26 protein-coding genes are annotated in these 26,672 nt (G+C 67.3%); 17 read left to right on the forward strand and 9 right to left on the reverse strand.

Annotated features, from left to right (window positions below; genetic code table 11):
* Positions 1–70: 70 nt before the first annotated feature.
* The 12 genes from ACLSSQ_RS05075 (at position 71) to ACLSSQ_RS05130 (ending at position 12,905) form a co-directional block, all read left to right on the forward strand.
* Complete coding sequence (locus ACLSSQ_RS05075) at positions 71–1,720, forward strand: methyl-accepting chemotaxis protein (RefSeq protein WP_416243956.1); 1,650 nt, start codon at positions 71–73, stop codon at positions 1,718–1,720.
* 145 nt (positions 1,721–1,865) lie between these two features.
* The gene (locus tag ACLSSQ_RS05080; protein WP_130459013.1) at positions 1,866–2,765 is read left to right on the forward strand and encodes an NAD(P)-dependent oxidoreductase; all 900 of its coding nucleotides are present in this window, start codon (positions 1,866–1,868) and stop codon (positions 2,763–2,765) included.
* Positions 2,766–2,778: 13 nt separating this feature from the next.
* On the forward strand, positions 2,779–5,811 hold the full coding sequence (locus ACLSSQ_RS05085; protein WP_416243957.1) for a PAS domain-containing protein: 3,033 nt from the start codon (positions 2,779–2,781) through the stop codon (positions 5,809–5,811).
* Positions 5,808–6,698 carry an NAD(P)-dependent oxidoreductase gene (locus ACLSSQ_RS05090; RefSeq protein WP_130459011.1) on the forward strand — a complete coding sequence of 297 codons (891 nt, stop codon included), beginning with the start codon at positions 5,808–5,810 and terminating at the stop codon, positions 6,696–6,698. Before ACLSSQ_RS05085 ends, ACLSSQ_RS05090 begins: the two co-directional genes overlap by 4 nt.
* Before the next feature lie 690 nt (positions 6,699–7,388).
* On the forward strand, positions 7,389–7,706 hold the full coding sequence (locus ACLSSQ_RS05095; protein ID WP_416243958.1) for a hypothetical protein: 318 nt from the start codon (positions 7,389–7,391) through the stop codon (positions 7,704–7,706).
* Positions 7,707–7,792: 86 nt separating this feature from the next.
* On the forward strand, positions 7,793–8,455 hold the full coding sequence (locus ACLSSQ_RS05100) for a hypothetical protein (RefSeq protein WP_416243959.1): 663 nt from the start codon (positions 7,793–7,795) through the stop codon (positions 8,453–8,455).
* Positions 8,456–8,525: 70 nt separating this feature from the next.
* Positions 8,526–8,933, forward strand: a complete 408-nt coding sequence (locus tag ACLSSQ_RS05105) for a lysozyme inhibitor LprI family protein (RefSeq protein ID WP_416243960.1) — start codon at positions 8,526–8,528, stop codon at positions 8,931–8,933.
* A gap of 96 nt (positions 8,934–9,029) precedes the next feature.
* Positions 9,030–9,683: a hypothetical protein gene (locus tag ACLSSQ_RS05110; RefSeq protein WP_416243961.1), complete on the forward strand. Its 654-nt coding sequence runs from the start codon at positions 9,030–9,032 to the stop codon at positions 9,681–9,683.
* Between the two features lie 555 nt (positions 9,684–10,238).
* Positions 10,239–10,346: an excalibur calcium-binding domain-containing protein gene (locus tag ACLSSQ_RS05115; protein ID WP_416244286.1), complete on the forward strand. Its 108-nt coding sequence runs from the start codon at positions 10,239–10,241 to the stop codon at positions 10,344–10,346.
* 217 nt (positions 10,347–10,563) lie between these two features.
* A complete protein-coding gene (locus ACLSSQ_RS05120) occupies positions 10,564–10,962 on the forward strand; it encodes a hypothetical protein (RefSeq protein WP_416243962.1) in 399 nt (132 codons plus the stop codon).
* Between the two features lie 1,095 nt (positions 10,963–12,057).
* Positions 12,058–12,315, forward strand: a complete 258-nt coding sequence (locus tag ACLSSQ_RS05125) for a YjhX family toxin (RefSeq protein ID WP_416243963.1) — start codon at positions 12,058–12,060, stop codon at positions 12,313–12,315.
* A gap of 83 nt (positions 12,316–12,398) precedes the next feature.
* The gene (locus ACLSSQ_RS05130; protein WP_416243964.1) at positions 12,399–12,905 is read left to right on the forward strand and encodes a GNAT family N-acetyltransferase; all 507 of its coding nucleotides are present in this window, start codon (positions 12,399–12,401) and stop codon (positions 12,903–12,905) included.
* 124 nt (positions 12,906–13,029) lie between these two features.
* On the opposite strand, the gene ACLSSQ_RS05135 is transcribed toward ACLSSQ_RS05130, so the two are convergent.
* The 5 genes from ACLSSQ_RS05135 to ACLSSQ_RS05155 form a co-directional block, all read right to left on the reverse strand.
* Positions 13,030–14,298 carry a TolC family protein gene (locus ACLSSQ_RS05135; RefSeq protein ID WP_416243965.1) on the reverse strand — a complete coding sequence of 423 codons (1,269 nt, stop codon included), beginning with the start codon at positions 14,296–14,298 and terminating at the stop codon, positions 13,030–13,032.
* A gap of 8 nt (positions 14,299–14,306) precedes the next feature.
* Complete coding sequence (locus tag ACLSSQ_RS05140) at positions 14,307–14,627, reverse strand: DUF3240 family protein (protein WP_014238439.1); 321 nt, start codon at positions 14,625–14,627, stop codon at positions 14,307–14,309.
* Entirely contained in the window at positions 14,624–17,710 is a 3,087-nt protein-coding gene (locus ACLSSQ_RS05145) for an efflux RND transporter permease subunit (protein WP_416243966.1), read from the reverse strand. The genes ACLSSQ_RS05140 and ACLSSQ_RS05145 overlap by 4 nt, the downstream gene beginning before the upstream one ends.
* Positions 17,710–18,858: an efflux RND transporter periplasmic adaptor subunit gene (locus tag ACLSSQ_RS05150; protein WP_416243967.1), complete on the reverse strand. Its 1,149-nt coding sequence runs from the start codon at positions 18,856–18,858 to the stop codon at positions 17,710–17,712. The genes ACLSSQ_RS05145 and ACLSSQ_RS05150 overlap by 1 nt, the downstream gene beginning before the upstream one ends.
* Positions 18,859–19,077: 219 nt before the next feature.
* A complete protein-coding gene (locus ACLSSQ_RS05155; RefSeq protein WP_416243968.1) occupies positions 19,078–20,037 on the reverse strand; it encodes a helix-turn-helix domain-containing protein in 960 nt (319 codons plus the stop codon).
* A gap of 118 nt (positions 20,038–20,155) precedes the next feature.
* Here ACLSSQ_RS05155 and ACLSSQ_RS05160 point away from each other — a divergent pair, with 118 nt between their 5' ends.
* A complete protein-coding gene (locus tag ACLSSQ_RS05160; protein ID WP_416243969.1) occupies positions 20,156–20,680 on the forward strand; it encodes a cysteine hydrolase family protein in 525 nt (174 codons plus the stop codon).
* A gap of 137 nt (positions 20,681–20,817) precedes the next feature.
* Here ACLSSQ_RS05160 and ACLSSQ_RS05165 read toward each other — a convergent pair whose 3' ends face one another.
* A complete protein-coding gene (locus ACLSSQ_RS05165; RefSeq protein ID WP_416243970.1) occupies positions 20,818–21,720 on the reverse strand; it encodes a LysR substrate-binding domain-containing protein in 903 nt (300 codons plus the stop codon).
* Between the two features lie 188 nt (positions 21,721–21,908).
* Between ACLSSQ_RS05165 and ACLSSQ_RS05170 the strand changes: the two genes are divergently transcribed.
* Positions 21,909–22,307: a RidA family protein gene (locus ACLSSQ_RS05170; RefSeq protein WP_416243971.1), complete on the forward strand. Its 399-nt coding sequence runs from the start codon at positions 21,909–21,911 to the stop codon at positions 22,305–22,307.
* An 82-nt stretch (positions 22,308–22,389) separates the two neighbouring features.
* On the opposite strand, the gene ACLSSQ_RS05175 is transcribed toward ACLSSQ_RS05170, so the two are convergent.
* The gene (locus tag ACLSSQ_RS05175) at positions 22,390–22,968 is read right to left on the reverse strand and encodes a cob(I)yrinic acid a,c-diamide adenosyltransferase (RefSeq protein ID WP_416243972.1); all 579 of its coding nucleotides are present in this window, start codon (positions 22,966–22,968) and stop codon (positions 22,390–22,392) included.
* A gap of 85 nt (positions 22,969–23,053) precedes the next feature.
* Here ACLSSQ_RS05175 and otnI point away from each other — a divergent pair, with 85 nt between their 5' ends.
* Positions 23,054–23,848, forward strand: coding sequence for a 2-oxo-tetronate isomerase (otnI, locus tag ACLSSQ_RS05180; RefSeq protein WP_416243973.1), 795 nt, complete (start codon positions 23,054–23,056; stop codon positions 23,846–23,848).
* Positions 23,849–24,137: 289 nt separating this feature from the next.
* Here the strand turns inward: otnI and ACLSSQ_RS05185 are convergent, their stop codons facing one another.
* Positions 24,138–24,614, reverse strand: coding sequence for a bacteriohemerythrin (locus tag ACLSSQ_RS05185; protein ID WP_014238430.1), 477 nt, complete (start codon positions 24,612–24,614; stop codon positions 24,138–24,140).
* Positions 24,615–24,973: 359 nt separating this feature from the next.
* Here ACLSSQ_RS05185 and ACLSSQ_RS05190 point away from each other — a divergent pair, with 359 nt between their 5' ends.
* Positions 24,974–26,293 (forward strand): glycerate kinase type-2 family protein, encoded by a 1,320-nt coding sequence (locus ACLSSQ_RS05190; protein ID WP_416243974.1) that lies wholly within the window; start codon positions 24,974–24,976, stop codon positions 26,291–26,293.
* Positions 26,294–26,306: 13 nt separating this feature from the next.
* Here the strand turns inward: ACLSSQ_RS05190 and ACLSSQ_RS05195 are convergent, their stop codons facing one another.
* Positions 26,307–26,444 (reverse strand): hypothetical protein, encoded by a 138-nt coding sequence (locus tag ACLSSQ_RS05195; RefSeq protein ID WP_416243975.1) that lies wholly within the window; start codon positions 26,442–26,444, stop codon positions 26,307–26,309.
* Positions 26,445–26,521: 77 nt separating this feature from the next.
* Between ACLSSQ_RS05195 and ACLSSQ_RS05200 the strand changes: the two genes are divergently transcribed.
* Positions 26,522–26,647 (forward strand): hypothetical protein, encoded by a 126-nt coding sequence (locus ACLSSQ_RS05200; protein WP_416243976.1) that lies wholly within the window; start codon positions 26,522–26,524, stop codon positions 26,645–26,647.
* Positions 26,648–26,672 lie beyond the last annotated feature (25 nt).

Consider the following 26,672-nt stretch of genomic DNA (forward strand, 5'->3'; position numbering starts at 1 on the left):
CTCCCGGCCGTATGATGGTCCTTCGCTCAGGCCGGATCATTCGGTCCTGACAACGATTCGGGGGGATTCCATGAAAAATGCCAGCATCCGCTGGAAGCTTCTGCTTCTAGCCGCCGTTGCCGTACTCACCCTGGTGGTCATGGGCGGATTTTCCGCCCTGCAGAGCAGCCACCTGAACCGCCAGATGGTCGGGGCCCTCGACCGCCAGCAGACCTACCTGGAGGCGGTCAATACCGCCCGGGGCGTCCAGGTTGCCTTCAAGATCCAGGTGCAGGAATGGAAGAACATCCTGCTGCGGGGCAAGGACGCCCAGGCCTTCGACAAGCACCTGGCCGGCTTCGACAAGGAGGAGGCCCAGGTCATCGCCGGCCTGGAGAAGCTGGACGGCCTGGCCCGTCGCCTGGGCATCGCCGACCGGCTCAAGGTGGCCGAGGCGGGCAGCACCTTCGCCAAGCTGGGGCCGGCCTACCGGGCGGCGCTGAAATCCTACGAACGCACCGCTGGCGATCCGGCGGCGACGGTGGACAAGCTGGTGCGGGGCATCGACCGGGAGCCGACCCAGATGATCGACGGACTGGTGGCCCAGATCCAGTCGGCGGCCGCCGAGAACGGCGCCGCCGAGCAGGCCGCCGCCGCTGCCACCTACCGCACCATGCTGCTCTGGCTGGGGGCCTTCCTGGCCCTGGCGCTGGCGCTGCTGGCCGCTCTTTCCTTCTATCTGATCCGGGCCATCACCGGGCCGGTGCAACTGCTGGAAGGCACCATCACCCGCATCGCCGCCACCGGCGACCTGACCCAGCGGGTGGGCATCGACCAGCGCGACGAAATCGGCCGCATGGCGGCGGCCTTCAACGACATGATGGGCAAGATGCACTCCCTGGTGGGGCAGGTGGCGGCCTCGGTCCAGACCGTGGACCACACCGCCGACGAACTGGCCCACACTTCCGGGCTGCTCAACGACGCCTCCCATGCCCAGTCCGAGTCCGTGGCCAGCAACGCCGCCGCCATCGAGGAATTGACGGTGGCCATCGCCACCGTGGCCGAAGTGGCCGGCGACGTCCATGGCCAGTCCCAGGAAAGCGTCAGCTCCACCAACGCCGGCAGCCAGCAGGTGAGCGAGCTGGTGGCCGAGATTCACCGCATCCGCGACACGGTGGATGACGTGGCCCGGGTTGTGGAGGACTTCGTGCACAGCACCAGCGCCATCACCCACACGACCCAGGAAGTGCGGGAGATCGCCGACCAGACCAACCTGCTGGCCCTGAATGCCGCCATCGAGGCGGCCCGGGCCGGGGAGGCGGGCCGGGGCTTCGCCGTGGTGGCCGACGAGGTGCGCAAGCTGGCGGAAAAATCCGGCGGCTCCGCCTCCGAGATCGCCCGCCTGGCCAGCGCCATCGTCAGTCAGACCGACCAGGTGCGGGCGGCGGTGGGGGCCGGGCTGCAATCCATCGAAGCCAGCGCCGGCCTGGCCGGCGGTGTCGAGGGCACCCTGGAGCAGGCCCGGGGCAAGGTGGAGCAGGCCAGCCGCGGGGTCGATGAAATCGTCCTCTCGGTACGGGAACAGCAGGTGGCCAGCACGGAAATCGCCCAGAACATGGAGCGTATTTCCTCCTCGGCGGAAGAGGCCAGCGAAGTGGCCGGGCAGATGAGCCAGTCCGCCGTGCAACTGCGTTCCGCCGCCGGCGGTTTGAGTACGGCCATCGCCGGCTTCCGCGTCTAACCCCCGTCGCGCAGGAAATATGCAAAAGCGCCCGCCCGGGCGCTTTTTTTCATGCCGCGAGGGGGTTAAACTAACTATGACTTTAGTATGAAGAGGCCGCCCGGCAGAGGCGGCCGGAACGACATCAATCACCAGAGGAAACAGTATGGAAATCGGATTCATCGGTCTTGGCATCATGGGCCGCCCCATGGCTCTCAACCTGCTCAAGGGCGGCCACGGCGTCCATGTCTGGGCGCGCCGGCCCGAATCCATGGCGCCCCTGCTGGAGGCCGGCGCCGTCGGCTGCAGCAGCCCGGCGGCCGTAGCCGGCCAGGTCGAGGTGGTCATTTCCATGGTGGCCGATGCCCCCGACGTGGCGCAGGTGATGCTGGGCCCCGACGGCGTTGCCGCCGGCGCCGAGGGGGCCGGCAAGCACGGTCTGGTGGCGGTGGACATGAGCACCATCGCTCCCGCCGCGGCCCGCGACCTGGCCGCCAGGCTGCAGGCCCGGGGCGTGGACTTCGTCGATGCCCCGGTCTCCGGCGGCGAGGTGGGGGCCATTGCCGGCAGCCTTTCCATCATGGCCGGCGGTTCCGCCGAAGCCTTTGCCAAGGCCCTGCCGGCCTTCCTCTGCCTGGGCCAGAACGTGGTCCACGTGGGCGCCGCCGGCGCCGGCCAGGTGGCCAAGGCCTGCAACCAGATCGTCACCGGCATGGGCGTGCTGGCGGTGGCCGAAGCCTTCAACTTCGCCCGCCAGGCCGGGGTGGACCCTGCCAAGGTGCGCGAGGCCCTGCTCGGCGGCTTCGCCTACAGCCGCATCCTGGAGAACCACGGCCAGCGCATGCTGGAGCGCAACTTCAAGCCCGGCTTCAAATCCTGGATGCACCAGAAGGACCTCAACATCGTCATGCAGAGCGCCCATGAACTGGGCCTGTGCCTGCCCGGCGCCGCTGCCACGGCCCAGATGTTCAACGCCATGGTCGGCTCCGGCCTGGGGGAGGAGGATTCGGTGGCGGTGCTGAAACTGCTGGAGCGCCTTTCCGGCCGGACCGACGGGGCCGACTGAGAACCCGCCGGCCATGCCCAAACTCTTGTTCCCGGGGCGCCGCTGGCCCGTCGCGCTGCTGCTCATGGTGGCGGCGGCCCTGGCCCTGATCTGGACCTTCCTGCTGCGGGAAAACCGCCTCTTCGCCGAGGAGCGGCAGCAGCGCTTCGAGGCGGAGCGCCGGGTGGTGGCCGACCTGGTGGCGGAAAACCTGCTGCGCCAGCTGCAGCGCCTGGACGACGTGCTCCTGCTCCTGCGCAGCGAATACGTGGCCGAGCGCAAGTCAGTCGACACCACCATCGCCCTGCTGCGCCAGGGCTCCCTGCAGGAGCTGGGGGCCCGGGTCACCGTCATCGACCGGGACGGCTACGTCGCCACCTCCGATGCCCCCCGCCGTCCCGGCGAGCGGGTCTATCTGGGGGACCGGGACAACTACATCCATTTCTCCAGCGGCGGCCGCGACAGCCTCTACATCAGCGGGCCGGTCCAGGGGCGCATGACCGGGGCGCCCGGGGTGCAGCTGTCCCGCCCCATCTTCGATGCCCGGGGCCAGTTTGCCGGGGTCGTCGCCTTCTTCATGGAGCCGCGCCAGCTCACCGCCTTCGTCCAGCACCAGGACCTGGGTCCGGACGGGGTGCTGACTCTGTATTCCGCCGCCGGCAAGGTCCTGGGCCGCTCCCGGGAAATGGAAAAGCACCTGGGCAAGCAGCTCAGCGACGAGTTGTTCGGCCCCTTCAAGAAAAGCTCCCACGGCCTGGTCACCCGGGTTTCGGCCCTGGACGGCATCACCCGCACCGTCGCCTACCGCTGGCTGGACCGCTATCCCATGCTGGTGATGGTGGCCGTGTCGCCCCGGGGCCTGGAGGAGGAACTGCTGGCCCAGCGCAACGCCAACCTGCGCAAGGGCATGCTGCTGTCCCTGCTGGTGCTGCTGTGCGGCGGCGCCGTCGCCTTCTACCAGCTGCGCCGGGACCGGCTCGAAACCATGCTGGCCCGGGAGCGGGGCCATTTCATCGAAGCCCAGCGGGTGGCCAACCTGGGCAGCTGGGAGCGGGACATTCCGGGCAACCAGGTGTGGTGGTCCGACGAGACCTACCGCATCCTGGGCTATCTGCCGGAGAGCCAGAAGCCCTCCCTGCAGGCCTTCCTGGCCCGGGTCAATCCCCGGGACCGCAAGCGCATCGAGGTTAACTTCGCCCAGGTGCGGGAGCAGGGCGGTTCCCTCGATATCGCCTGCCGCCTGTTGCTGCCGGGCAATGTGGAGCGCTACGTGCACCTGGGCGGTCGCGCCGAGCGGGACGGCAGCGGCCGTCCCAGCCGCCTCACCGGCACCCTGCAGGACGTCACCGACTACATGAACATGCAGCAGGCCCTGGCCGATGCGGAGGAGCGCTGGAAATTCGCCCTGGACGGGGCCGACGCCGGGGTCTGGGACTGGTTCGTGGCGGACAACCGGGCCTATTTCTCGCCGCGCTGGAAGGCCATCCTGGGCTACCGGGACGAGGAACTGCCGAGCCGCCACGAGGAGTGGCTGGAGCGCCTGCATCCGGACGACCGGGAACGGGCCATGGCTGCCGTCACCGACCATTTCGCCGGGCGCACGCCGGTGTACGAGATGGAATTCCGCCTGCGCCACAAGGACGGCAACTACCGCTGGGTGCTGAGCCGGGGCAAGGTCTGCGCCCGGGACCCGGAGGGCCGGCCCCTGCGCATGCTCGGCATCATCTCCGACATCTCGGCGCGCAAGCAGGCCGAGCTGGACCTGGCCCGCAGCGAAGCCATGCAGCGTTCCCTGGTCTCGGCCATGGCCGAGGGCGTGGTGGTGCAGGACCAGGCAGGCAAGATCATTTCCGCCAACGCCTCGGCCCGGCGCATCCTGCGCATCGGCGAGAACCTGGTGGGCCTGGATTCCACCGACCCGGAATGGCAGGCGGTGCGGGAGGACGGCAGCCCCTTCCCCGGCTGCGACCATCCGGCCATGGTCACCCTGCGCACCGGCGTCTCCTGCGACAACATCATCATGGGCCTGCACCGGCCCGACGCCGGCCTCATCTGGCTCAGCGTGAACAGCCGGCCCCTCAACTTCGCCGACGAGCGGCAGCCCTTCGCCGTCGTCACCTCCTTCGCCGACATCACCGAGATCAAGGCGGCGGAACTCTCCAGCCGCATCTACCGGGACGTGCTGGAACGGGCCGGCCGGGCCATCCTCATCACCGACGGCGACGGCACCATCAACAACGTGAACTCCGCCTTCGTCAGCCTCCTCGGTTACAGCCGGGAGGAGTGCCTGGGCCGGCGCACCGGCTTCTTCCGCTCCAACCGCCACAGCCCGGAATTCTTCTCCCGCATGTGGCAGGCCCTGAAGACCCGGGGCGAGTGGCGCGGCGAAATCTGGAACCGGCGCAAGACCGGCGAAGCCATCCTGGTGGAGCTGGACGTCCGCTCCGTCACCGACGCCCAGGGCGGGGTGCGCCAGTTCGTCGCCGTGTACCAGGACGTCACCGAACTGCGCCGCAGCCAGGAGGAAATGTGGCGCCTGGCCCACCATGACCCCCTTACCGGCCTGCCCAACCGCTCCCTCTTCCTCGAGCGCCTGGATCAGGCCCTGGCCCACGCCCGGCGCCAGGGCGAGCGGCTGGGCCTGCTCTACATGGACCTGGACGGCTTCAAGAGCGTCAATGACACCTACGGCCACCAGGCCGGCGACACGGTGCTGCAGGAGGTGGGGCGCCGCCTGCAGAATGCCGTGCGCACCAGCGACACGGTGGCCCGCCTGGCCGGCGACGAATTCGCCGTACTCCTCGCCCACCTCTCCGTCGAGGACGATCTGGAGCGGGTGATGGGCGAGATCGAAAACGCCGTCGCCCGCCCGGTGATGTGGCAGGGCCAGGAACTGCGGGTCGGCGTTTCCATCGGCAGCGCCGTCTTCCCCGACCAGGCCGACGTGGCCGAATCCCTCATCGGCGCCGCCGACCAGGCCATGTACCTGGCCAAGCAGCAGCACCGCCAGGCCGCCGGCCCCGGCGGCGCCCCATCCCCATCCCTTCAGTCACTGCATTCCACATGACCGCCAGCTCTTCCGCCAAACCCGCCGTCGGCTTCATCGGCCTCGGCGTCATGGGCCGCCCCATGGCCGGCCACCTGCTCGACGCCGGCTATCCCCTCACCGTGTGGGGCCGCCGCCCGGCCAGCACCGCGCCCCTGGCCGAAATGGGCGCCGCCGTCGCCGCCACCCCGGCCGAGGTCGGGCGCCGGGCCGAGATCGTGTTCACCGTGGTCACCAGCGGCAGCGACGTCAAAAGCGTGGTCCTCGGCGAAGCCGGCCTCATCGAAGGCCTGGCCCCCGGCAGCGTGGTGGTGGACATGAGCACCATCGCCCCCGGCGATGCCCGGGAGATCGCCGCCGCCCTGGCCGCCCGGGGCATCCACTTCCTCGACGCCCCCGTTTCCGGCGGCGAGCAGGGCGCCATCCACGCCACCCTGGCCATCATGGCCGGCGGCGACGCCGCCGTGCTGGAGCGGGTGCGGCCCCTGCTGCTGCGCCTGGGAAAGACCGTGGTGCACATCGGCGACAACGGCGCCGGCCAGGTGGCCAAGGCCTGCAACCAGATGATCATGGTGGCCGCCATCCAGGCCTGCGCCGAAGCCATGCACCTGGCCGCCGCCAGCGGCGTGGACACCTCCCGCCTGCGCGAAGCCCTGCTCGGCGGCTCCGCCGGCAGCCGGGTGCTGGAGGTGATGGGCGAGCGCATGGCGGAGCGGGACTTCGCCGCCGGCATCGAGGCCCGGCTGCACCACAAGGATTTCGGCATCCTCCTGGCCGAGGCCCACGCCCTGGGCGCGCCCCTGCCGGTGGCGGCCCAGGTGGGCCAGCAACTCAACGCCCTGATGGGGCAGGGCATGGGCAAGGACGACACTTCCTCCCTGCTGCGGGTGCTGGAGGGGAAGGGGTAGTCTCGACGGTGTTGATCTGATCCGGGCATTGGCCCGGGAGGCAATGGGGACGGGCGTTTTCACCGGGGTATGGTGGGGATGGCCGTCTTTTTTGTTTGGTGGCGGGGTGGGGGTTTGGCTTTGTTACTGGGGGATTGGTTGGGCTTGGTTTGCTGATTTTGCGGCTGTGTTCCGCGCTTGACGCGCGGGTTACTTATTCTTGTCTCGCCAAGAATAAGTAACCAACAAGAAGGCGACCCTCACCCCCGGCCCTGCGGGCTCCCCTGCGCTGCTCAGTCGGACGGGGCGGCTGCGGAACTCGGTCCCTGCGGGACCTCAGACAGTCCTCGCCGAAAGCCCCCCGCCCGCCTTGCGCTGCTCGGCGGGGGTGGAAGGGGATGGAAAGCCGGTGGCGTAGCGAAGGTGGTCGCGCCGGTTGGGGCTGGGGGGTAGTTCTTTGGGATATGCGATTTGCAACTTTTGGTTGCGGTGTGGGTGTGCCGACGGTAACTTTGAGGCTGTCCGGTTTCACGGATTTTTAGTGAGGCCAGTAAACGGAAGGTTTGCTGAATCCGATGCGGGACAATCGATTTGGCTGTCCGGTGTTCCAAGATATTGGACAGTCCCATTTTTATTGGACGTTTTTGTCGTCTACTACTAGTTATGTACCTTAGAACTAAGGCGCGGCTCGTTACCGCAATCCTCTACTTGGTGGCCGCACTTTTCTTTGCAGCCATCGTTTTCATTCTTGCCGCTATCGGTGGTAAAGAAGGTTTTAGTGCATTGTTCGCCGCAGACAGTCCAGCTCGTGCGGCTGTTACTTACCTGTTTGTGGCCGGAGCCTTTTCCCTCGTCGTTTCTGTACTGCTCTTTTCTCCTGCATCGCTGTCCCATCTTCAACGCCTCGGCCTGCTCGTCCTCGGTGCAGTTCAAATGCTCGCGGGCATCTTCTTCGCGTCGAGCTCCGCGGTTGTGACGGTTGTTCCTCTATGGTTTCTCTTCAAGTTCTATCGTGAGGCAAGTACATAACATGCCGCTCAACGTTGCTCCCTCTGGTCGCTGGACACTGCGCGATAAGGCCACGCAGCGCCCGTTAGCTCAACGTTAGCAGTCTTATGCCACGACTATTCACCTACACGATTCCCGTCGATGACGGAGCAGCCCCGAATCCATTTCAAGGCATGTGCTCCCTCGCCATTTGCAAACCCGGTATTCGTCGAGTGGCGAAACCCGATGATTGGGTTGCGGGCCTTGGTTCCAAGAACGCGCCAAGCGGAGACCTGAGAGGGCACTTGGTATATGCGATGCGTGTCGAGGAAGTTATGTCTTTGCGGGACTACGACATTTACGCCAGTACCCGCTGGCCGCATCGCATTCCGAATGTTCAAAGTTCTGCGCTCCAAGATCGACTTGGCGATTGCATTTACGATTTTTCCAGCGGTACCGCCGTCCAAAGGGCGGGCGTTCACGGGCCCGGAAACGTTGCTACCGACCTCAGCGGCGAAAATGTTTTGGTATCGAAAGACTTCTACTACTTCGGCAGTCGAGCCAGAAGACTGCCTGACTATTTACTCCCTATTTGCCACCAAACGCAGGGGCATCGAAGCAACTCGAACGCGCCATTCTTCGATCAATTTGTTTCGTGGGTTCGCTCCCTTGTCTCGGCTCCTGGGCAACTCTACGGTTGGCCCGATCACGTTGTCGAATGGGGTTCAGTTTCTGCATGTGGGGGCTGCACACCCAGAAAGCTCGACGATGAATTCGACCCAGACTGCTAACCCTGTGGTCAACACGGACCTCGCGCGAAAAGCCGCGCGAGGCCGGTTACCTTCACGTTAGGGCCAAGCCATGCGCAGATGCTATGCCATAACCATTGCCATTCTCTTAGCGCTCACGGCTGCAGCGGTTCGAGCCGACGACGATCATATCAATCGAGATTGCGACAACGGCTTGCCAATGCTCGAAATTAACCAATGCGCCAGCTTTAAATTCGCCGAAGTCGATGGCCAAATGAACGAGTTGTACAAAGAGAAACTTACAGCGACAAAATCAGAGGCCAGCAAGAAACGTCTTCGTGACGCACAGCGCACATGGATCGCATTTAGAGATAAAGCGTGCCTTTATGAGGCCGGCCCTGAAAAAGAGTCAGGTTCTATATGGCCATTCCATCAATTTGGCTGCATGGAGTTTTATACAAAGAGGCGTATCCAAGATATTCAACTTTATCTTAAGTGCACAACGGATGATTGTCCCTAACATTCCGTTCCAGCGGACCTGCCGAACAGCCGCCTTGGTTTCCTCAATCTCTTCAGCTCGGCAGTCCGCTGAAGTCCGCCGTTAGGGTGCTGACTCTTGTCCTCTCTCACTACAAAACAGATACTTGCTTCGGCGCTTTCTCTGTACAAGAGAGCCTTGCCCTCGCTGGCTAAGACAACGCTTCCGCTCCTCGCGCTGGGCGAGGTCATCAATCTTTTCGCCGACTCAAGTTCAGAGCCAACCTCATTTTTTGCTACCGCCGCCTCCGGGTTGGCTGGTTTACTCGCAAGTGCGCGGGCCCTTTCTCTGTTCTTCCGCACTGAGTTTTCCGGTACCTCCGCTACCGTTACCCCCGCATCTTTCCTGTTGTTTCTTCTCGCCGGAGCGTACGTTTCTGTAGCTGTTGGTCTGGGTATGCTCTTACTTGTCCTTCCGGGTCTCGTAATCCTGTCCGCCACCTTTCTGGCTCCGGCACTTGCGCTTGCCTACCGTCAGGGACCCATTAGCGCTGTCGCCTCCAGTTCTGAATATACCAAGGGCAATGTTCTCCCAATCTGCTTGGCCATCTTGGTTTTTTGCACTGCTACTGCCGTTCCCTCGCTGCTAGTCGACCTCCTGCCGCAACCAGTTTTCTTCGTTGCCAACTTGGCGCTTGCGTTTGCAGGGCTCTATCTGAACGCCATGGTCGTGGTGGTGTTTGAGCGGCTTCACCCTAACACTGTAGTCGAGCGTAACGAGTACACGCCTTAGCCGAACTGGTCGTTCAACAGGGATGTCAATGCTGCGCAGTGCCGCCCGTTAACCTAAGCGTTTGTGTCCCTGAGGAATTTGCAATGGTGGCCAAGTGTTCAGTGTTTATCGCCACAAGTTTTGACGGCTTTATCGCCCGCAGCGATGGGAGCATTGATTGGCTGAACGAGGCAAACAAGTCCATAACACCTGGAGAAGATTGTGGCTGCGCAAGCCATTCAACTCCGCGTTGAGTATCCGCTTTCCAGAGTTGGTAGTTGCTGCCTGGTGTCGATAGCAGAATCCAGAGAGCGTCAGTTCTCACCCTGCGCAGCATCCGGTTACCTTATTCGCTAGCCCGTTCAAATAGGAGGAGCAATGTTGCGTCTCATCGTCGTCATGTTGTTTGTAGCTGTAACCACCCAAGGTTACGCTCAAGACAAATACCGTCATGCTGTGGAAGTGGCGCCGAAGGGGTATCCAAGCGCCACACAATCAAACCCTCCGTCACCATCCCCGCGCAACTCTTCCGTTGCAGGCCAGTACAAATGCGACGGCCGCACTTACTGCTCGCAGATGACGTCCTGCGCCGAGGCGACCTACTTTCTTAGGAATTGTCCTGGTGTGAAGATGGATGGAAACAACGATGGAATACCTTGCGAGATGCAATGGTGTAAACCCTGAAGGACAGCAGTATCTGATCATGGGGCCCGTCGGCCTTGGTGCGATCTCATGTGGGGCAGCTTTTTGATGACGCATTCTCTCTGCGCCGAGTAGGCGTTGCCAGCGGCTCATCGATGCCGCAGTGTCTAATCGGTTGGTCGACCTCGCTCAATTCGGTAGCTGGATGCTGTGTGATCCATCCGCGCAGTTCCGGTCCTCTCCTCGTTCGGTTGTAAACATGAGTACGTTGCGTTGGCTATTCGTCCTGCCTGGATTTGCATTTGGTCTGCTTGTCGCATTTGTATTGTCTGGACTGTTAGTGATGAGTGTGGATTCCATGTGCTTATCCCGAGAGGATATACAAACCACACTTGTGCCTTGGTGGTGTTCCGTTTTCAACCACGCGGCAGTCTCAGTCGGGTGTTTCGTCGGCTCGTCTGTTGCCATTCTTCTCCCGGTCGCATTGGCCCCAAGGTATAAAAACGAAACCGCCAATTTGGCATTTTTATTTGGCGCGATTTCCTTCGGCTTCCTGCTTGCTCAATTCGAAGCGATGTTCCCAGCCTATATTGCAGCGCTCTTATCAGCCTTTTTCAGTGTCGTGCTGGTCAGGTGGCGGTTTCCCAATGCAATCTAATCCAGCCCTTAACCTCGTGCTGTGGTCCCCGGGGCGCTGCCCGTAAGACCGTGACGCGCCCGCTACTTTTGCGTTAGAAAGCTATTCAATGGACTGCCCAAACTGCCAGCAGAGAATTCCCTTTTTCTCAAAAGCTATCCACTCGTGGGGAAAGATCAAAACCTGCCCCCATTGCACTTCTCCAATGCGTCAGGATTTTGCCTATGGAAAATTCTTTACTTTGGCATTTGTCATCGGCTTACCGATTAAGCTGCTTGGGGTATTTATCCCTGTCTTGGCTTTCTTGAAAAGCTCATTGGCCACGGGGCTGATCTTGGGGGTTTTTATGATGCTCTGCATGCGTTTCAAACAAGTCGAGCCATAAGCTCCCTTTGCATTCGCTTCCTGACATCCCTCTCCTGGTGACCATCAAAAAACTACGCTTTTTGCCTTCAACCTTGGCCTCTGAGTGGCTGGGTCAATAGCAAAATTCTGAGAGCGCCTATCCCTCCCTGTGCGGCGCCGAGCAACTGGGCTTTTGGCGGGAAAAGGGCGCGCACTGTTTGAGGCCCGCAGGGCCGAGTTGCGCAGCCCCCGCCGGAGGCGAGTAGCGCAGGGGACCCCGCAGGGGCGCCAAACCGGGCTCGCCTTTTCTTTGGTTACTCTTCTTTTGGCGAAGCAAAAGAAAGTAACCCGCGCGTCAGGCGCGGAACACAGCGGTCACTAAACTCACTACGCCCGAAGACTCAGACCGGCAACCACGCGCCCGCAGTCCTAGAAACAACAGCGCCACGATCCAATAACGACGCCACTCTCCGCCATGCCATGGCTGGGAGGCCCGTCCCTCCTGCCTTGCAGGCCGGGTGCCAGGCGTCCGGCGGCGCCCTGCCCAGCACCGCCCCGATTGCCCCGCCCCGAGGGGAGCGCTATCATTCGCGCCTGCCCGGCAAACGGGCAAGCCCATTCCATTTGAGTTAGGTCTGTATGTTGGAGATTGCCGCAATCCGATAACTCCGTCTGGCCCCGCCGGCCGCGAGTTATCGATATGCCCATAGCGTCGATGGCGCCTCTCGGAGGCTGCCGTCGTGTGTGCATTTGATTGCGGAACAATCCAACATGAATCTTTCCAAGCCCGAGCAGCGGACGTTGCACGTCCTCGCCAAAGGCGGCCATATCGAACATCACCGCGATGCTTCCGGCCGCATTACCCACGTCGATTGCTATACCCGCGAAGGTTTCGTCCTCAGCGACTGCACCTTGCAGGTGTTCAAGAAGCTGAAGGCCAAGCGCCTCATCGCCTCCCTGGACGGCCGGCCTTACCGGATCAACCGGGCCGGCCTGGGGGCCGTGCGCGGCCAGCTCGACAACCAGTAAATCATCCCGCGCCACCGCTCGGCCCGGGCCCCTACTGGCGGCCGGGCGGCACGGCGCCTGCGTTGCAAAAAGGAATTCATCACATGACCATCACCATTCGTCCCGAACAGCCGGCCGACAGCGCCGCCATTTTCGACCTGACCCGCCTGGCCTTTGCCACGACGGCCCACAGCGCGGGCACCGAGCAGTTCATCGTCGGCGCCCTGCGAGATAGCGGCAGGCTCAGCCTTTCCCTGGTGGCGGAGGAGGGCGGGCGCCTTCTCGGCCACGTGGCCTTTTCGCCGGTGACCCTGAGCCCGGCCGCTCCCGGCTGGTTCGGGGTCGGCCCGGTCTCGGTGCTGCCAGAGCATCAGGGCTGCGGCATCGGCAGCCGGCTGATGCGGCACGGCCTGGAGGAACTGCGCCGGCGCGGCGCCGCCGGCTGCGTGCTGGTGGGGGAGCCGGCCTTCTACGGCCGCTTCGGCTTCGTCCAGGCGGCGCCGCTGCTGCTGCCGGAGGTGCCGCCCCAGTACTTCCAGGCCCTGGCCTTCCAGGGCCCGCTGCCGGCTGCCAGCGTCGCCTTCGATCCAGCCTTCTTCGCCACCGCCTAGCCGTAGCGGTCCGCTGCCTGGCAGCGGCACCATCGCCACCAACAAGAAGGGACGGGCTTTCTCACCGTTGCACGGTGGGGAGGCCCGTCCCTTCTGCCTTCCAGGGCGGTGCTTCGTGACGGCCTTATTTCTCCGTGTGCTCCCCGTCCACCGGCCACAGGCCGTGGCCGTCCAGGTACACCCGGTAGCGGCTTTCCAGGGCGTCGAGGCGGCTCTGGTTGGCGGCGAGGCGGGCTTCGTTGGCCTGGCGCTGGGCGGTGAGCAGTTCGGTGATGCCGGCTTCGCCCAGCTGGTAGGCCCGGGCCATGAGGGCGGCGGCCTGCTCGATGCGCTGGGCGGCATCCTCGGCCCGGCGCCAGGATTCGTAGGCAGCCCGGGCGTTGGCCAGGAGGGCGGCCACTTCGGCGTTGATGCGGGCCAGGGTGGCGGCTTCCCGGCTGGCGGCGGCGCTGGCGTAGGCGGCGTCGCGGCGGGCGGTGGCGCTGCGCAGGCTGCCGGAGAAGGGGATGGAGATGCTGACCCCGGCGATGCGTTCCTCGCCGCCCTTGTCGGATCCCACGTGTACTCCCAGGGTGGGGTCGGGCATCCGCTCGGCGTCGGCCCGGTTGGCCACCAGCCGGGCCTGTTCGCTCTCGGCCCGGGCCAGCATCAGCTCGTGGTTGTGTTCCAGCAGGTGCTCGCGCCACTCGGCCTCTTCCAGGGGCAGGGGTTCGCTGGGGGACACCTGCCTGGGCTGGGGCAGGCCGGGGAAGCGGGCCGCCAGGTCGGCCTCGGCCACCTGGCGGCGCAGGCGGGCCTGTTCCAGGGCGGCCTGGGCCTGGGCGGCGGCGGCTTCGGCCTGCATCAGTTCCAGGCGCGGCGCATCCCCCAGCTGCACGCGGCGGGCGGTGACCTGGCGCTGGCGGGCCAGGGATTCGCTCTGGCGCTGCCACTGGGCGGCGCCTTCGTTTTCCCGCAGCCAGATGAACCAGTAGCGTAGCAGGCTGCGGGAGGTTTCGTGCAGGGTGTCGCCCAGGGCCACCTTGGCCATGGCTTCGCCGTTGGCGCCGAGCTGCTCGTCGAGGGCGGCCTTGCTGGGCAGGCGGATGCCCCGCTCGATGCCGCCGCTCCATTCCCGGTAGCGTTCGTTGGCGGCACCATTGACGCCGTTGACGTTGCGCCGCTGGCTGCCGACCCGGGCGGTCCATTCATAGGGGCCGGCTTCCAGGCGCTTGCGGTTTTCGCCCTCGGCTTCCAGCATGGCTTCGGCGGCCTTGGCCTGGGGCGCCAGGCGGATGGCGTTGACCGCCGCTTCCCGCGGCGGCAGGTCGGTGGGGTAGGCCAGGGGCGGCGGTTCGGCGGCCTGGAGGGCTGCGCTGCAGAGCAGGGCGGCCAGGGGCATCAGTTTCAGCATGGGGCCCATTACAGCCTCCCGGATTGCTGGACCGGAGCGGTCCAGTAGTAGATGTCGGCGCCGGTGAATTGCTGGCGCAGGTCCCGCAGCAGGTCGTGCACGTGGGTGCCGGCCATGAGGGCCTGGATGCGGAAGCGGCGGGCCCGGCCGCGCACCCGTTCGGCGGCGGTTTCGTAGGCGATGTCGCCGCCGTGGGCATCCACCGGGCGGGAGGTGAAATGGCCCACGGTCTCGGCCCGGTCGAGGAGGAAGTCCACCACCGCATCTTCCAGATTGGGGTGGATCACCAGGGTCAGGCAGGTATCCACGGGGCGATTGTTTGCGCTCATGGCCGTTCTCCCGGAGTGTTGTCGAAGCCGAAGCGGCGGTAGAGGATGGGCAGCAGCAGCAGGGTCAGCAGGGTGGAGCTGAGCAGGCCGCCGATGACGACGATGGCCAGGGGCTTCTGGATCTCGGAACCGGGGCCGCTGGCGAAGAGCAGGGGCACCAGGCCGAAGGCGGCGATGGAGGCCGTCATCAGCACCGGGCGCAGGCGCCGCCTGGCCCCTTCCCGCACCACCTGCTCCAGGGGCAGGCCCTGGGTGCGCAGCTGGTTGAAGTAGGTGAGCATCACCACGCCGTTGAGCACGGCAATGCCGAGCAGGGCGATGAAGCCGACCGAGGCGGGCACCGACAGGTACTGGCCCGAAAGCAGCAGGGCGAAGACGCCGCCCACTAGTGCGAAGGGGATCATGGCCAGGACCAGGCCGGCCTGGCGCAGGGAACCGAAGGTGGAAAAGAGCAGCATGAAGATCAGGCCCAATGCCACGGGCACCACCAGCATCAGGCGCTGGGCGGCCCGCTGCTGGTTCTCGAACTGGCCGCCCCAGACGATGCGGTAGCCCTGGGGCAGCTTCAGCTGCTGGGCCACCTTGGCCTGGGCTTCCTCGACGAAGCCCACCAGGTCCCGGTCCCGCACGTTGGACTGGATCACCACGTAGCGCTGGGCGTTTTCCCGGTCCACCTTGACCGGGCCTTCCACCCGCTCGATCTTGGCCACCTGGGACAGGGGCACGGTGCGGACATTGGCGCCTTCGCCGGGCAGGGACAGGCGCAGGTCGGCGAAGCGCTCGACGCTGGTCTTGTAGTCGGGGCCGCCCCGCAGCAGCACCGGGGTGCGCCGCCCCGGCTCCACCACCAGGCCGGCGGGCAGGCCTTCCACCAGGGTCTTGAGGGCGTTCTGCACGTCTTCAATGGGCAGGCCCAGGCGGCCGGCGGCGAGGCGGTCGATATCCACCTTGAGGTACTGCACCCCTTCGTTCTTCAGGGTGAACACGTCCTCCGCGCCCTTGATGCCCTTGAGCAGGGTGACAATGCCGTCGGCGGCGTGGTTGAGCTGGTCCAGATCGGTGCCGAAGACCTTCACGGCGATGTCGCCCCGGACGCCGGTGAGCATTTCCGAGATGCGCATGTCGATGGGCTGGGTGAAGGTGTAGGCGATGCCGGGGAAGTCTTCCATCACCTGGCGCAGCTGGTCGGTGAGCCAGTCCTTGTCCGGCTGGCGCCATTCGTTGATGGGCTTGAGCACGAGGAAGGTGTCGGTCTGGTTGAGGCCCATGGGGTCCAGGCCCAGTTCGTCGGAGCCGACCCGGGCGATGATGTTCTTCACCTCCGGCACCCGCTCCAGGATGGCCCGCTGCACCCGCTGATCCGTTTCCACCGTTTCCTCCAGGCTGATGGAGGGCAGCTTTTCCAGCTGGATGATGAGGTCGCCCTCGTCCATGGTGGGCAGGAAGGTCTTGCCCAGCAGGGTGTAGGCGCCGATGGCCAGCACCAGCAGGGCCAGGGCGGCGACCACCACCTGCCGGGTGTGGGCCAGGGCCCAGTCCAGGGCCGGGGCGTAGGCGGCGTTGAGTTTCTTCACCAGCCAGGCCTCGTGGTGGCCGCCCCGCTGCATGAGCATGGAGGCCAGGGCCGGGATGACGGTGAGGGCCAGCAGCAGGGAGGAGACCAGGGCGAAGACGATGGTCAGGGCCACCGGGATGAAGAGCTTGCCTTCCAGCCCCTCCAGGGTCAGCAGGGGCACGAAGACGATGACGATGATGGCGATGCCGGAGGCCACCGGCACCGTCACCTCCCGCACCGAGCGGTAGATGACGTGCAGCAGGGGCAGGCGGGCGGAGGTATGGGGGCTGGAGAGGTGGCTCTCCACGTTTTCCACGATCACCACCGCCGCATCCACCAGCATGCCGATGGCGATGGCCAGGCCGCCCAGGCTCATCAGGTTGGCGGAGAGGCCGAAGTACTGCATGAGGATGAAGGTGAGCAGGGCCGAGAGGGGCAGGATCACCGACACCACCAAGGCCGCCCGCAGGTTGCCGAGGAAGGCCAGGAGCAGGATCACCACCAGCACGATGGCCTCGCCCAGGGCCTTGGAGACAGTGCCCACGGCCCGCTCCACCAGATGGCCCCGGTCATAGAAGGGCACGATGCTGACGCCTTCGGGCAGGGTGGCCTGGATCTCGGCCAGCTTGGCCTTCACCTGGTCCACCACCTGCTGGGCGTTGGCGCCGCGCAGGCCCAGCACCAGGCCTTCCACCGCCTCGCCCTGGCCGTCCTTGGTCACCGCGCCGTAGCGGGTGAGGGCGCCGAAGCGCACCTCGGCCACATCGCCCACTCGCACCGGATTGCCGCCGCGCTGGGCGATGACGATGGCGCGCAGGTCGTCCAGGCTGTGCACGGCCCCTTCGACCCGCACCAGCAGGGTTTCCTCGCCCTCGGTGAGGCGGCCGGCGCCGTCGTTGCGGTTGTTGCCTTCCACCGCCTGGCGCAGTTCGTTGAGGCTGACGCCGCGGGCGTTGAGGGCCGCCGCGTCGGGCACCACCTCGAAGGCCTTGGCGTGGCCGCCCAGGCTGTTCACGTCGGCGACGCCGCGCAGGGTGCGCAGCTGGGGGCGGATGGTCCAGTCCAGGATGGTCCGCTTCTCCTCCAGGGAGAGGGGGCCTTCCACGGTGAACATGAACATTTCCGAGAGGGGCGTGGTGATGGGGGCCAGGCCGCCGCTGGCGCCGGGGGGCAGCTCGACGCCGCCGAGGCGCTCGGCCACCTGCTGGCGGGCCCAGTAGATGTCGGTGCCGTCCTCGAAGTCGATGGTGACGTCGGCGATGGCGTATTTGGAGGTGGTGCGCAGGATGCGCTGCTTGGGGATGCCCAGCATTTCCTGCTCGATGGGCACCACGATGCGGGCCTCCACCTCTTCCGGGGTCATGCCCGGCGCCTTCATGATGATTTTCACCTGGGTGGTGGAAACGTCGGGGAAGGCGTCGATGGGCAGGTTGTGGAAGGCCATGATGCCGGCGCCCACCAGCAGGGCCGTCAGCACCAGCATCAGGAGGCGCTGGGCCAGGGAGAATTCGACCAGGCGGGAGAGCATTATTGGGCGCTCCCGGCATCGCCCGCGGCAGTGCTCCAGGCGGACTTGAGGGCGCTGACGCCCTTCACCGCCACCGCCGCGTTGGCCGCCAGGGCGCTGCCGCTCACCAGCACATCGGCGCCGGCGTTACCGGCCACGCTCACCGGGGTGGCCTGGAAGCCGGGTCTGGCGCCGGCCGTCTGCACGAAGACCCAGGCCTGGCCGGCCTGGCGCACCACGGCGGCCTGGGGGATGCGGTAGGTGGCGCTCTTGCCGGCAGTGGCGCCGGCCTGGGGCGCCGCGGCCACCGTGGCTTCCACCATCTGGCCCGGGTGCAGTGAGTCGAGACCCGCGTCCATCCTTGCCCGCAGGGTCACGGTCTGGCTGCCGGGGCTGATCTGGCGGCCCACGTTGATGAGCTTGCCGCTGGCCTCGCTGCCGGCGATGCGCACCGCCGCCCCTTCCTTCAGGTTGCCGGCCAGGGCGGCGGGGGCCTGGATTTCCAGCCACAGGGGATTCAGTTGGGCCACGGTGAACAGGGCGGTGGCCGCCTCCACCCGGCTGCCCACGGCGGCGCTGGCTTCCAGCACCACGCCGTCCAGGGGCGCGCTGACCGCCACTTCCGGGGTCAGGCTGCCGCCGCCGGCGGTGGCGCCGGCAATGCGCAGTTCGGCCTGCAGTTCCCGCGCCGCCACCGCCGCCTGGGCCTGGCTGGCGCGGCTGGCCTGGAGCCGGGCTTCGGCGATGATGCCTTCCTTGAACAGCTGTTCGTCCCGGGCCAGGCTGCGCTGGGCCAGGTCGGCCTGCTGTTTGGCCTGCAGGTAGTCCCGCTGCACCTGCAAGAGGCCCGGGCTGGCCAGGCGGGCCAGCATCTGGCCTTTCTTCACCGTCTGCCCGGCCACGGCGCCCACCTGGGTCAGCAGGCCGGCCAGGGGCGCCGCCACCACCCGCATCTGCTCCACCGGCACCACCACCTTGGCCGGCAGGCCGGCGGCGCTGCCCGTGTCGGCGGCGGCCAGGGGCCGGGTTTCCACCCCCAGGGCCTTGGCCTGGGCGGGGGCCAGGGCAATGAAGTCGGCCGGATTGGCGGCCTGGGCCGGGAAGGCCAGGGCGCAGAGCAGGGTGACGGTGGCGAGGCTGAAGCGGGGGGAAGGATGGCGACGGTTCATGGCGGCACTCTGAGTCAGTTTGTGCGCCACCTTAACCGGCGAATCTTAAGGCGGTCTTAAGGCGCAGGGATGGGGCTTGCCGCCCTGCCTGCCCGGCGGGGCAGGAAGGACGCGGATTTCCGCCATGCCATGCCGGAGATGCAGGCGGGGCAAGGAATTCCGGGCATGGGTGCCGTGGTGGACTGAGTAGCGGGCGGTGTTGCAGGCATGGCGGCGCCCTCAGGCCCCGTCCCGGGCACCGAAGGATTGCCGCCACTGGCTGGGGGAAACCCCCAGGCTGCGGCGGAAGTGCAGACGCAGGGCTTCCGGGGAGCCGAAGCCGGCCAGCTGGGCGATGTGCTCGATGCCGTGGTCCGTGCTCTCCAGCAGGCGCTGGGCCAGGCCCAGCCGTTCCCCCAGCAGCCACTGGCCGACCGTGGCGCCGGTGAGCTGGCGGAAGTGGCGGGTGAAGGTGCGCCGGCTCATCAGGGCCTGGGCCGCCAGGCTGTTGAGGTCGTGGGGTTGTTCCAGGCTGGCCCGCACCCGGTCCAGCAATGCTGCCAGGCGGGAATCGCCGGCGCTGGCGGGCAGGGGCTGGGGGATGTACTGGGCCTGGCCGCCCTGGCGGTGGGGCGGCGTCACCAGGCGGCGGGCCACCCGGTTGGCGGCAGTGGCGCCGCAGCGCTGGCGCAGCAGGTGCAGGCAGGCGTCGATGCCCGCCGCCGTGCCGGCGGAGGTGAGGAGGTTGCCTTCGTCCACGTAGAGCACCCCCGGGTCCAGGGTCACGGCCGGGTAGCGGCGGGCGAAGTCCGCGGCGAACTCCCAGTGGGTGGTGGCGCGGCGGCCGTCCAGCAGGCCTGCCTCGGCCAGCACGTAGGCCCCCAGGCACAGGCCCACCACCTGGGCGCCGCGCCGGTGGGCGGCCACCAGGGCGTCGAGCACTGCCTGGGGTGGTCGTTCCGCCGGGTCGCGCCAGCTCGGCACGATCACCACCCGGGCCGTGGCCAGGGCCTCCAGGCCCTGTTCCACGTTGAGGCTGAAGCCGGCGCTGGTGGCGAGGGGGCCGTCCTCCCAGGCGCACACCCGCAGTTCGAAGGCCGGGGCGCCCAGGTGGCGCTCGCCGAAGACGACGCAGGGCACGGAGAGGTGGAAGGGGCTGATGCGCTGGTAGGCCAGCACGGCAACGGGGAGCCGGTTCATGGCAGTTCCCGGGATATGGTGTGGCCCGATATTAACGGAAATTGTCATTCGGGCCACTGCCGGTGGTGCCGGGGCTGGCCAATAATCGGCCCATCGCACCCCACTCAAGGAGATTCCCATGAGCAACAGCAAACCCGCCCTGGTCGTCATCGACCTGCAGAACGACTATTTCCCCGGCGGCGCCTTCCCCCTGTGGCAGCCGGAGGCAGTGCTGGAGCGCACCCTGGCGGCGGTGGCCGCGGCCCGGGCCCGGGGCGTGCCGGTGATCCTGGTGCAGCACGTGGCCGACCCGGCCAAGGGGCCGGCACCTTTCTTCAACCAGGGGACGCCGGGCGTGGACATCCACCCCCGTCTCCTGGCCGCCGCGCCGGAGGCGCCGGTGGTGCTGAAGCGCTTCGCCGACAGCTTCCACCAGACCGATCTGGAAGCCGTGCTGGCGCAGCAGGGCATCACCGAGCTGTGGCTGTGCGGCATGATGACCCACAACTGCGTCACCCATACCGCCCTCTCCAAGGCGGCGGAGAAGTACCCGGTCTCGGTGCTGAAGGACTGCTGCACCACGGTCAGCGAGATGATCCACCGCATCGCCCTCAGCGCCCTGACCACCCGGGTGGCGGTGGTGGATACGGCGGCGCTGCTGTAGGCCGGCCCGCTTGGGGCGGTCGGCACCGGCGATTTGCCGGCGCTGCGGCGGCTGCTGTGGAAAGTGCCGTCTGGTGGGCCGCCAATCGCGGCGAGGGCGCCGGCAGGCCGTGGCGCGGGTCGGCTCCCGGCCCGGCGTCAGGAAATGCCGGCGATCAGTTTGGCTGCCCAGTCGATGAAGGCCCGCAGCCGGGCATTGTTGCGCCGGCTAGGGGGGAAGGCGGCATGCAGGGGCATGGGGTCCAGTTGCCAGTCCGGGAATAACCGGATCAGGGAGCCCTCGGCCACGTGGGGCCGGGCCATGTAGTCGGGCAGCCAGACGATCCCCAGCCCGGCCAGGGCCGCCGCCAGGTAGGCATTGCCGTCGTCCACGGCCAGGGCGTAGTGGCCGCGGATACCGAGGGCCTCCTGCTGCCGTCGCATCAGATAGGGCGCCTGCTGGTTCCGGTGGGCCCACAGATAGCCGACGATGCGATGCCCGGGCCCTTCCAGTTCCCGGGGGTGCTGCGGCGAACCCAGGCGTTGCAGATAGTCGGGTGCCGCATAGGTCTGCAGGCGCAGGTCGCCCAGGCGTCTGGCAATCAGGGTCGGGTCCGCCATGGGGCCGCCCCGGATGACGCCGTCGATGTTTTCGTCCAGCAGGTCCGAAGTACGGTCGCTGACCCGCATGTCGATCTGGATGTCGGGATGGCGTGCGAAAAAAGCGGGCAGGGCCGGCAGCAGCACCAGGCGCGCCAGGGGGCTGGGCACGTCGATGCGCAGGCGGCCGCCCAGGGTCTCCTGGCTCGCGGTGACGCTGTTTTCCGCATCGTCCAGATCGGCCAGCAGGCGCACCGCCCGCTCGTAAAAGGCGCTGCCGGCGCCGGTCACCCCCACCTTGCGCGTGGTCCTGTCCAGCAGCCGGACCTGCAGCCGCTTCTCCAGCTGCTGCACCAGCTGGGTCGCCGTGGCCCGGCTGATGTGCAGGGTCTCCGCCGCCTTGGTGAAGCTGCCGGTGTCGACGACGCAGGTGAAGGCGCGCATGGCATCGAAGCGGTCCATGTTTGTTTTGATTTTCCGGTGATGATTGTTTGCATTCTACAAACACTGTTGCCCGGCCGCCGCCATTTATCGGCCCCGGCCCCGGCGCTACAGTGGGCGCTCCGCTGCAGCGTGCCCCGCCTCCGGGGGGCGCTCCCCTTACCACCATGTCCGGCTATCGCCGCCGGCCAAGAAAGAGAGCCCTTGCCATGACATCACCCCGCGATGCGGTATTTCCGCCGGGGCGCCAAGCCCTGTATGAACGCAACCGCTACTCCCCCGCCGTGCGCTCGAACGGCTTCCTCTTCGTCTCCGGCCAGGTCGGCAGCCGCGACGACGGTTCGCCGGAGCCGGAGCTGGAGCCCCAGATCCGCCGCGCCTTCGGCAACCTGAACGGGGTGCTGGAGGCCGCCGGCTGCACCTTTGCCGACGTGGTGGAGGTGACCGTGTTCCTGGTCGATCCCGAGGCCGTGCTGGAGACCTTCTGGCGGGTGTTGCCGGATTACTGGGGCGAGGCTCCCTATCCCGCCCTGACCGGGGTGGGGGTGACCTGGCTCTATGGTTTCCAGTTCGAGATCAAGGTCATCGCCCGCCTGCCGGGGGCGTGAGCCCGATACGCCCAGCACCCTGGCGCCAGGCCATGAATAAAGGCACCTGTCGGTGCCTTTTCCCTTTGCAGCGTCCTGCCGTTCAAGCCTTCTTCGGCTTGGCCTTGCGCTCGTGCTTCCACAGCACGTCGCCGCAGCCGGCGGCGTGATTGAGGGCCCGGCCGAGGACGAAGAGCAGGTCGGAGAGGCGGTTGAGGTACTGGCGCGGGCCGTCGGCCACGCTCTCGGCGTGGGCCAGGCGCACCACGGCGCGCTCGGCGCGGCGGCAGATGGTGCGGGCCAGGTGGGCGTGGGCGGCGGCCCGGGTGCCGCCGGGGAGGATGAATTCCTTGAGGGGCGCCAGGGGCTCGTTGAAGTCGGCCACCCACTGCTCCAGGCGCAGCACCTGTTCTTCCTTGACCATTTCCATGCCGGGGATGCACAGCTCGCCCCCCAGGTCGAAGAGGTCGTGCTGGACCTGGATCAGGGCTTCCCGCGCGGCGGCGTCGATGGCCTCGGGGAAGCTCTCGGCCAGCAGCAGGCCGAGGGAGGAGTTGAGCTCGTCCACCTCGCCGATGGCGTCGATGCGCAGGCTGTCCTTGCCGGTGCGGGAACCGTCGCCGAGGCCGGTTTCACCCTGGTCGCCGGTGCGGGTGACGATCTTGGAAAGGCGGTTGCCCATGGCGGTCTCCTCTGTCTTATAGATAACTTGGTGGGCCGATTATACTGAGGCTTTCCCCTTCGCCGCCCTTGCGTTTCCCGCCCTTATGTTGAAATTTGCCGCCAATCTGAGCTTTCTCTTTGCCGAGCATCCCTTCCTCGATCGCTTCGCCCGGGCCGCCGCCGCCGGCTTCCGGGGCGTCGAGTACATGTTTCCCTACGCCCACGCCAAGGAGGAAATCGCCGAGCGCCTGCGGGCCCACGGCCTGGAGCAGGTGCTGTTCAACCTGCCGGCGGGGGACTGGGAGGCGGGCGAGCGGGGCCTCGGCTGCCTGCCCGGGCGGGAGGCGGAATTCCGCCAGGGCGTTGAGCTGGCGCTGGAGTACGCGCTCACCCTGGGCTGTCGCCGGCTGAACTGCCTGGCCGGTCTGGCCCCGGCCGGGGCGGTGGAGGCGGCGGAAGTGGAAGCCGAATTGCGCGCCACCTTCATCGCCAACCTGCGCTGGGCCCACGCCAAGCTGGCGCCCCACGGCATCGAGCTGCTGGCCGAGCCCATCAACAGCCGGGTGGACATGCCCGGCTTCTGGCTCAACCGCCCGGCCAAGGGCCTGGAGGTGCTGGCGGAGGCGGGCGTGGGGCGGCTGCAGTACGACCTCTACCACGCCCAGATCATGGAGGGCGACCTGGCCCGTTTCCTGGAGCGCCATCTGGCGTCCATCGGCCACCTGCAGATCGCCGACAACCCGGGGCGCCACGAGCCGGGCAGCGGCGAAATCCATTACCCCTATCTCTTCCGCCGCCTGGCGGAACTGGGCTACGACGGCTGGATCGGCTGCGAATACAAGCCCGCCGCCGGCACCGAGGCCGGCTTGGGCTGGCTGGCGGCGGCGCGGGGCATCTGAAAGGGGAGTGACCTGGGGCCCAGGCAGGACGGCCATCTCAGCCATGGGTAATCGGAGAGTGGCGTCGTTACTGCCTCAGCGGGCAGGTGCTGTACGGCGGTCGCGCCGGGCTCCCCTCGGCGGGCGTTGTCGCTTACGGGGCAGGCGGGCCGATTTTCCCGGCGGCAGTCCCCCTATAAGCGGCAAGCCGCGGGGGCGGCAGCATCGCCCCGGGGCGCCACGGCCGCGGCAAAAAGAAACGGCAGCCTCGCTGCCGTTGTCCTGCACTGCCGGCCTCAAGCGGCCAGGCTTACCAGAAGCGCCACCAGGCCTTTTTCGAGTTCATGGCCGCCTCCACCTCCGGCGACCAGTCGGCGGCCAGGGGCACGCCGAGGAAGTGGCTGCCGAAGCGCTTGTCGGTTTCGCTGATGTGCTTGGTCAGCCACACCTTGAGGAAGTGCAGCAGCTCGAAGCTGATGGCGGCCTTGCCCGTGTCCAGCTTCTCCTGCAGCTCCCGGATCTGGCGGATCAGCTCCTCGTGCTGGGCCTTGTGGCCGGGGAAATCCGGGTAGTTGGTGACCCGCATGAGGCTCTCTTCCACGGTGAAATGGGTGCGGGTATAGTCGGCCAGCCGGTCCAGGATCTCCCGGGAGGTGGCGCTGCCTTGGTGGTCGCGGATGGCCTCGTGGAGCTGGTTGAGCAGGCCCACCAGGACCTTGTGCTGTTCGTCGATTTCCTGGATGCCGACGGAAAAATCGTCGCTCCAGGTGAAAAGTTCGGTGCTCATGGGCGTGCGCTATGGTCAGAAAGGCAGAAGGCGGTAAAAAGGCGGCAACGGGGCAACGGCCCCATGTCCTCCCCGGCCGGCCCGAGGCCGGTGCAGACCGGGCCCTTGGCCGCAGGGAGCCCGGAGGCTGGGCGGTCAGCCTAACCCCTGGACGCCGGCGACCGTTGATCCAGGTCAAGAAAGTATGCATTAGGTAATAGCGAGGTAATAGCGCGCTGCCGGGCGACCTGCCCAGCGCACGGCCGGCCCGGGCAGCACCGGCGCGGGCCATCGGCCCCGCTTCTGCCGCCAGCCGCCGCCAGCCGCCGACGCTGGCGGCGAGTGCCGTCCGGCCAGTCCCGACTTTTCCCGGAGTCCCCATGTCCACTGCCTCCCAGAAGCAACTCGCCCCCGACGCCCTGCTGCACAACCTGCTGCAGGCCGCCCTCGCCGCCGCCGATCCGGCCCGGCTGGTGCCGCCCCATCTGCCGGACCCGGCCAGCCTGCCCGAGGGCGGGCGCCTGGTGGTGGTGGGCGCCGGCAAGGCGGCAGGGGCCATGGCCCGGGCGGTGGAGGAACACTGGCCCGGCCCTCTCTCCGGCCTGGTGGTGACCCGCTACGGCCACGGCCTGCCCTGCCGCCGCATCGAAGTGGTGGAGGCGGCCCATCCGGTGCCGGACGCCGCCGGCGAGGCCGCTGCCGCCCGCATCCTGGAACAGGTGCGGGGCCTGACGGAAAAGGACCGGGTGCTGGCCCTCATTTCCGGTGGCGGTTCCGCCCTCATGGCGGCCCCGGCCCCCGGCGTCAGCCTGGCCCAGAAGCGGGCCCTGACCCGGGCCCTGCTGCTCAGCGGCGCCGACATCGGCGAGATCAACTGCGTGCGCAAGCACCTCTCGGCGGTCAAGGGCGGGCGCCTGGCCGCCGCGGCCTGGCCGGCCCCGGTGCTGACCCTGGCCATTTCCGACGTGGCCGGCGACGACCCCTCGGTCATCGCCTCCGGCCCCACCGTGGCCGATCCTACTACCTGCGCCGACGCCCTGGCGGTACTGGCCCGCCATGGCATCGAGGTGCCGCCGGAAGTGGCCGCCCTGCTGCAGTCCGGCGCCCTGGAGACGCCCAAGCCCGGCGATCCCCGGCTCGGCCGCAGCGACTACCGGCTCATCGGCCGGCCCCAGCAGTCCCTCCTGGCCGCCGCCGAGGCCGCCCGGGCCGCCGGCATTACGCCCCTGGTGCTGGGGGACCGGGTGGAAGGGGAGGCGAAGGAGGTGGCCAAGGTCATGGCCGGCCTGGCCCTGGCCTGTCAGGACCACGGCACGCCCCTGGCGCCGCCCTGCGTGCTGCTCTCCGGCGGCGAGACCACCGTCAGCGTGGCGCCGGGCGCGCCCCTGGGCCGGGGCGGGCGCAACAGCGAATTCCTCCTGGCCCTGGCGCTGGCCCTCGGCGGCCGGCCCGGCATCCACGCCCTGGCGGCGGACACGGACGGCATCGACGGCTCCGAGGACAACGCCGGCGCCCGCATCGATCCGGCGACCCTGGCCCGGGCCGCCGCTGCCGGCCTGGACGCCCGGGCCCATCTGGCCGGCCACGACGCCTACGGCTTCTTCGCCGGCCTGGGGGACCTGCTGCTGACCGGCCCCACCCGCACCAACGTCAACGACTTCCGCGCCGTGCTGGTGTTGCCGGCACCGCGCGGCGGCTGAGGCCGGCCCCAGCTCAGGCAATCGGGCGGCGCGGCACCACCAGCTTGGCGGTCAGCACCTGCACCGTCTCGCCGTGCTGGTTGAGGGTTTCGCTGCGCACCGTGACCATTCCCTGGTGGGGCTTGGAGCGGGAGGGCACGATGGACTGCACTTCGCTTTCCACCCGCAGGGTGTCGCCGGGCCGGGTCGGCCGGGGCCAGGCGATTTCGCCGCCGGGCCTTGGCCCTGATGGCCTCCCCGGCGGGCGGTCTGGTGCTGGCCCGGACGGTGGAGGATGAAACGATTTCCGCCGCAGTCCTCGCCGCGGTGCGGGAGGAACTGGCGGACGGGTCGCCGGGCAGGGGCGGCGAATGAGGCGCCGGGGGCCGGGTGTGGCGCC

This window comes from Azospira sp. APE16 (assembly GCF_047901315.1).
In the GTDB taxonomy this organism is placed as follows: domain Bacteria; phylum Pseudomonadota; class Gammaproteobacteria; order Burkholderiales; family Rhodocyclaceae; genus Azospira; species Azospira oryzae.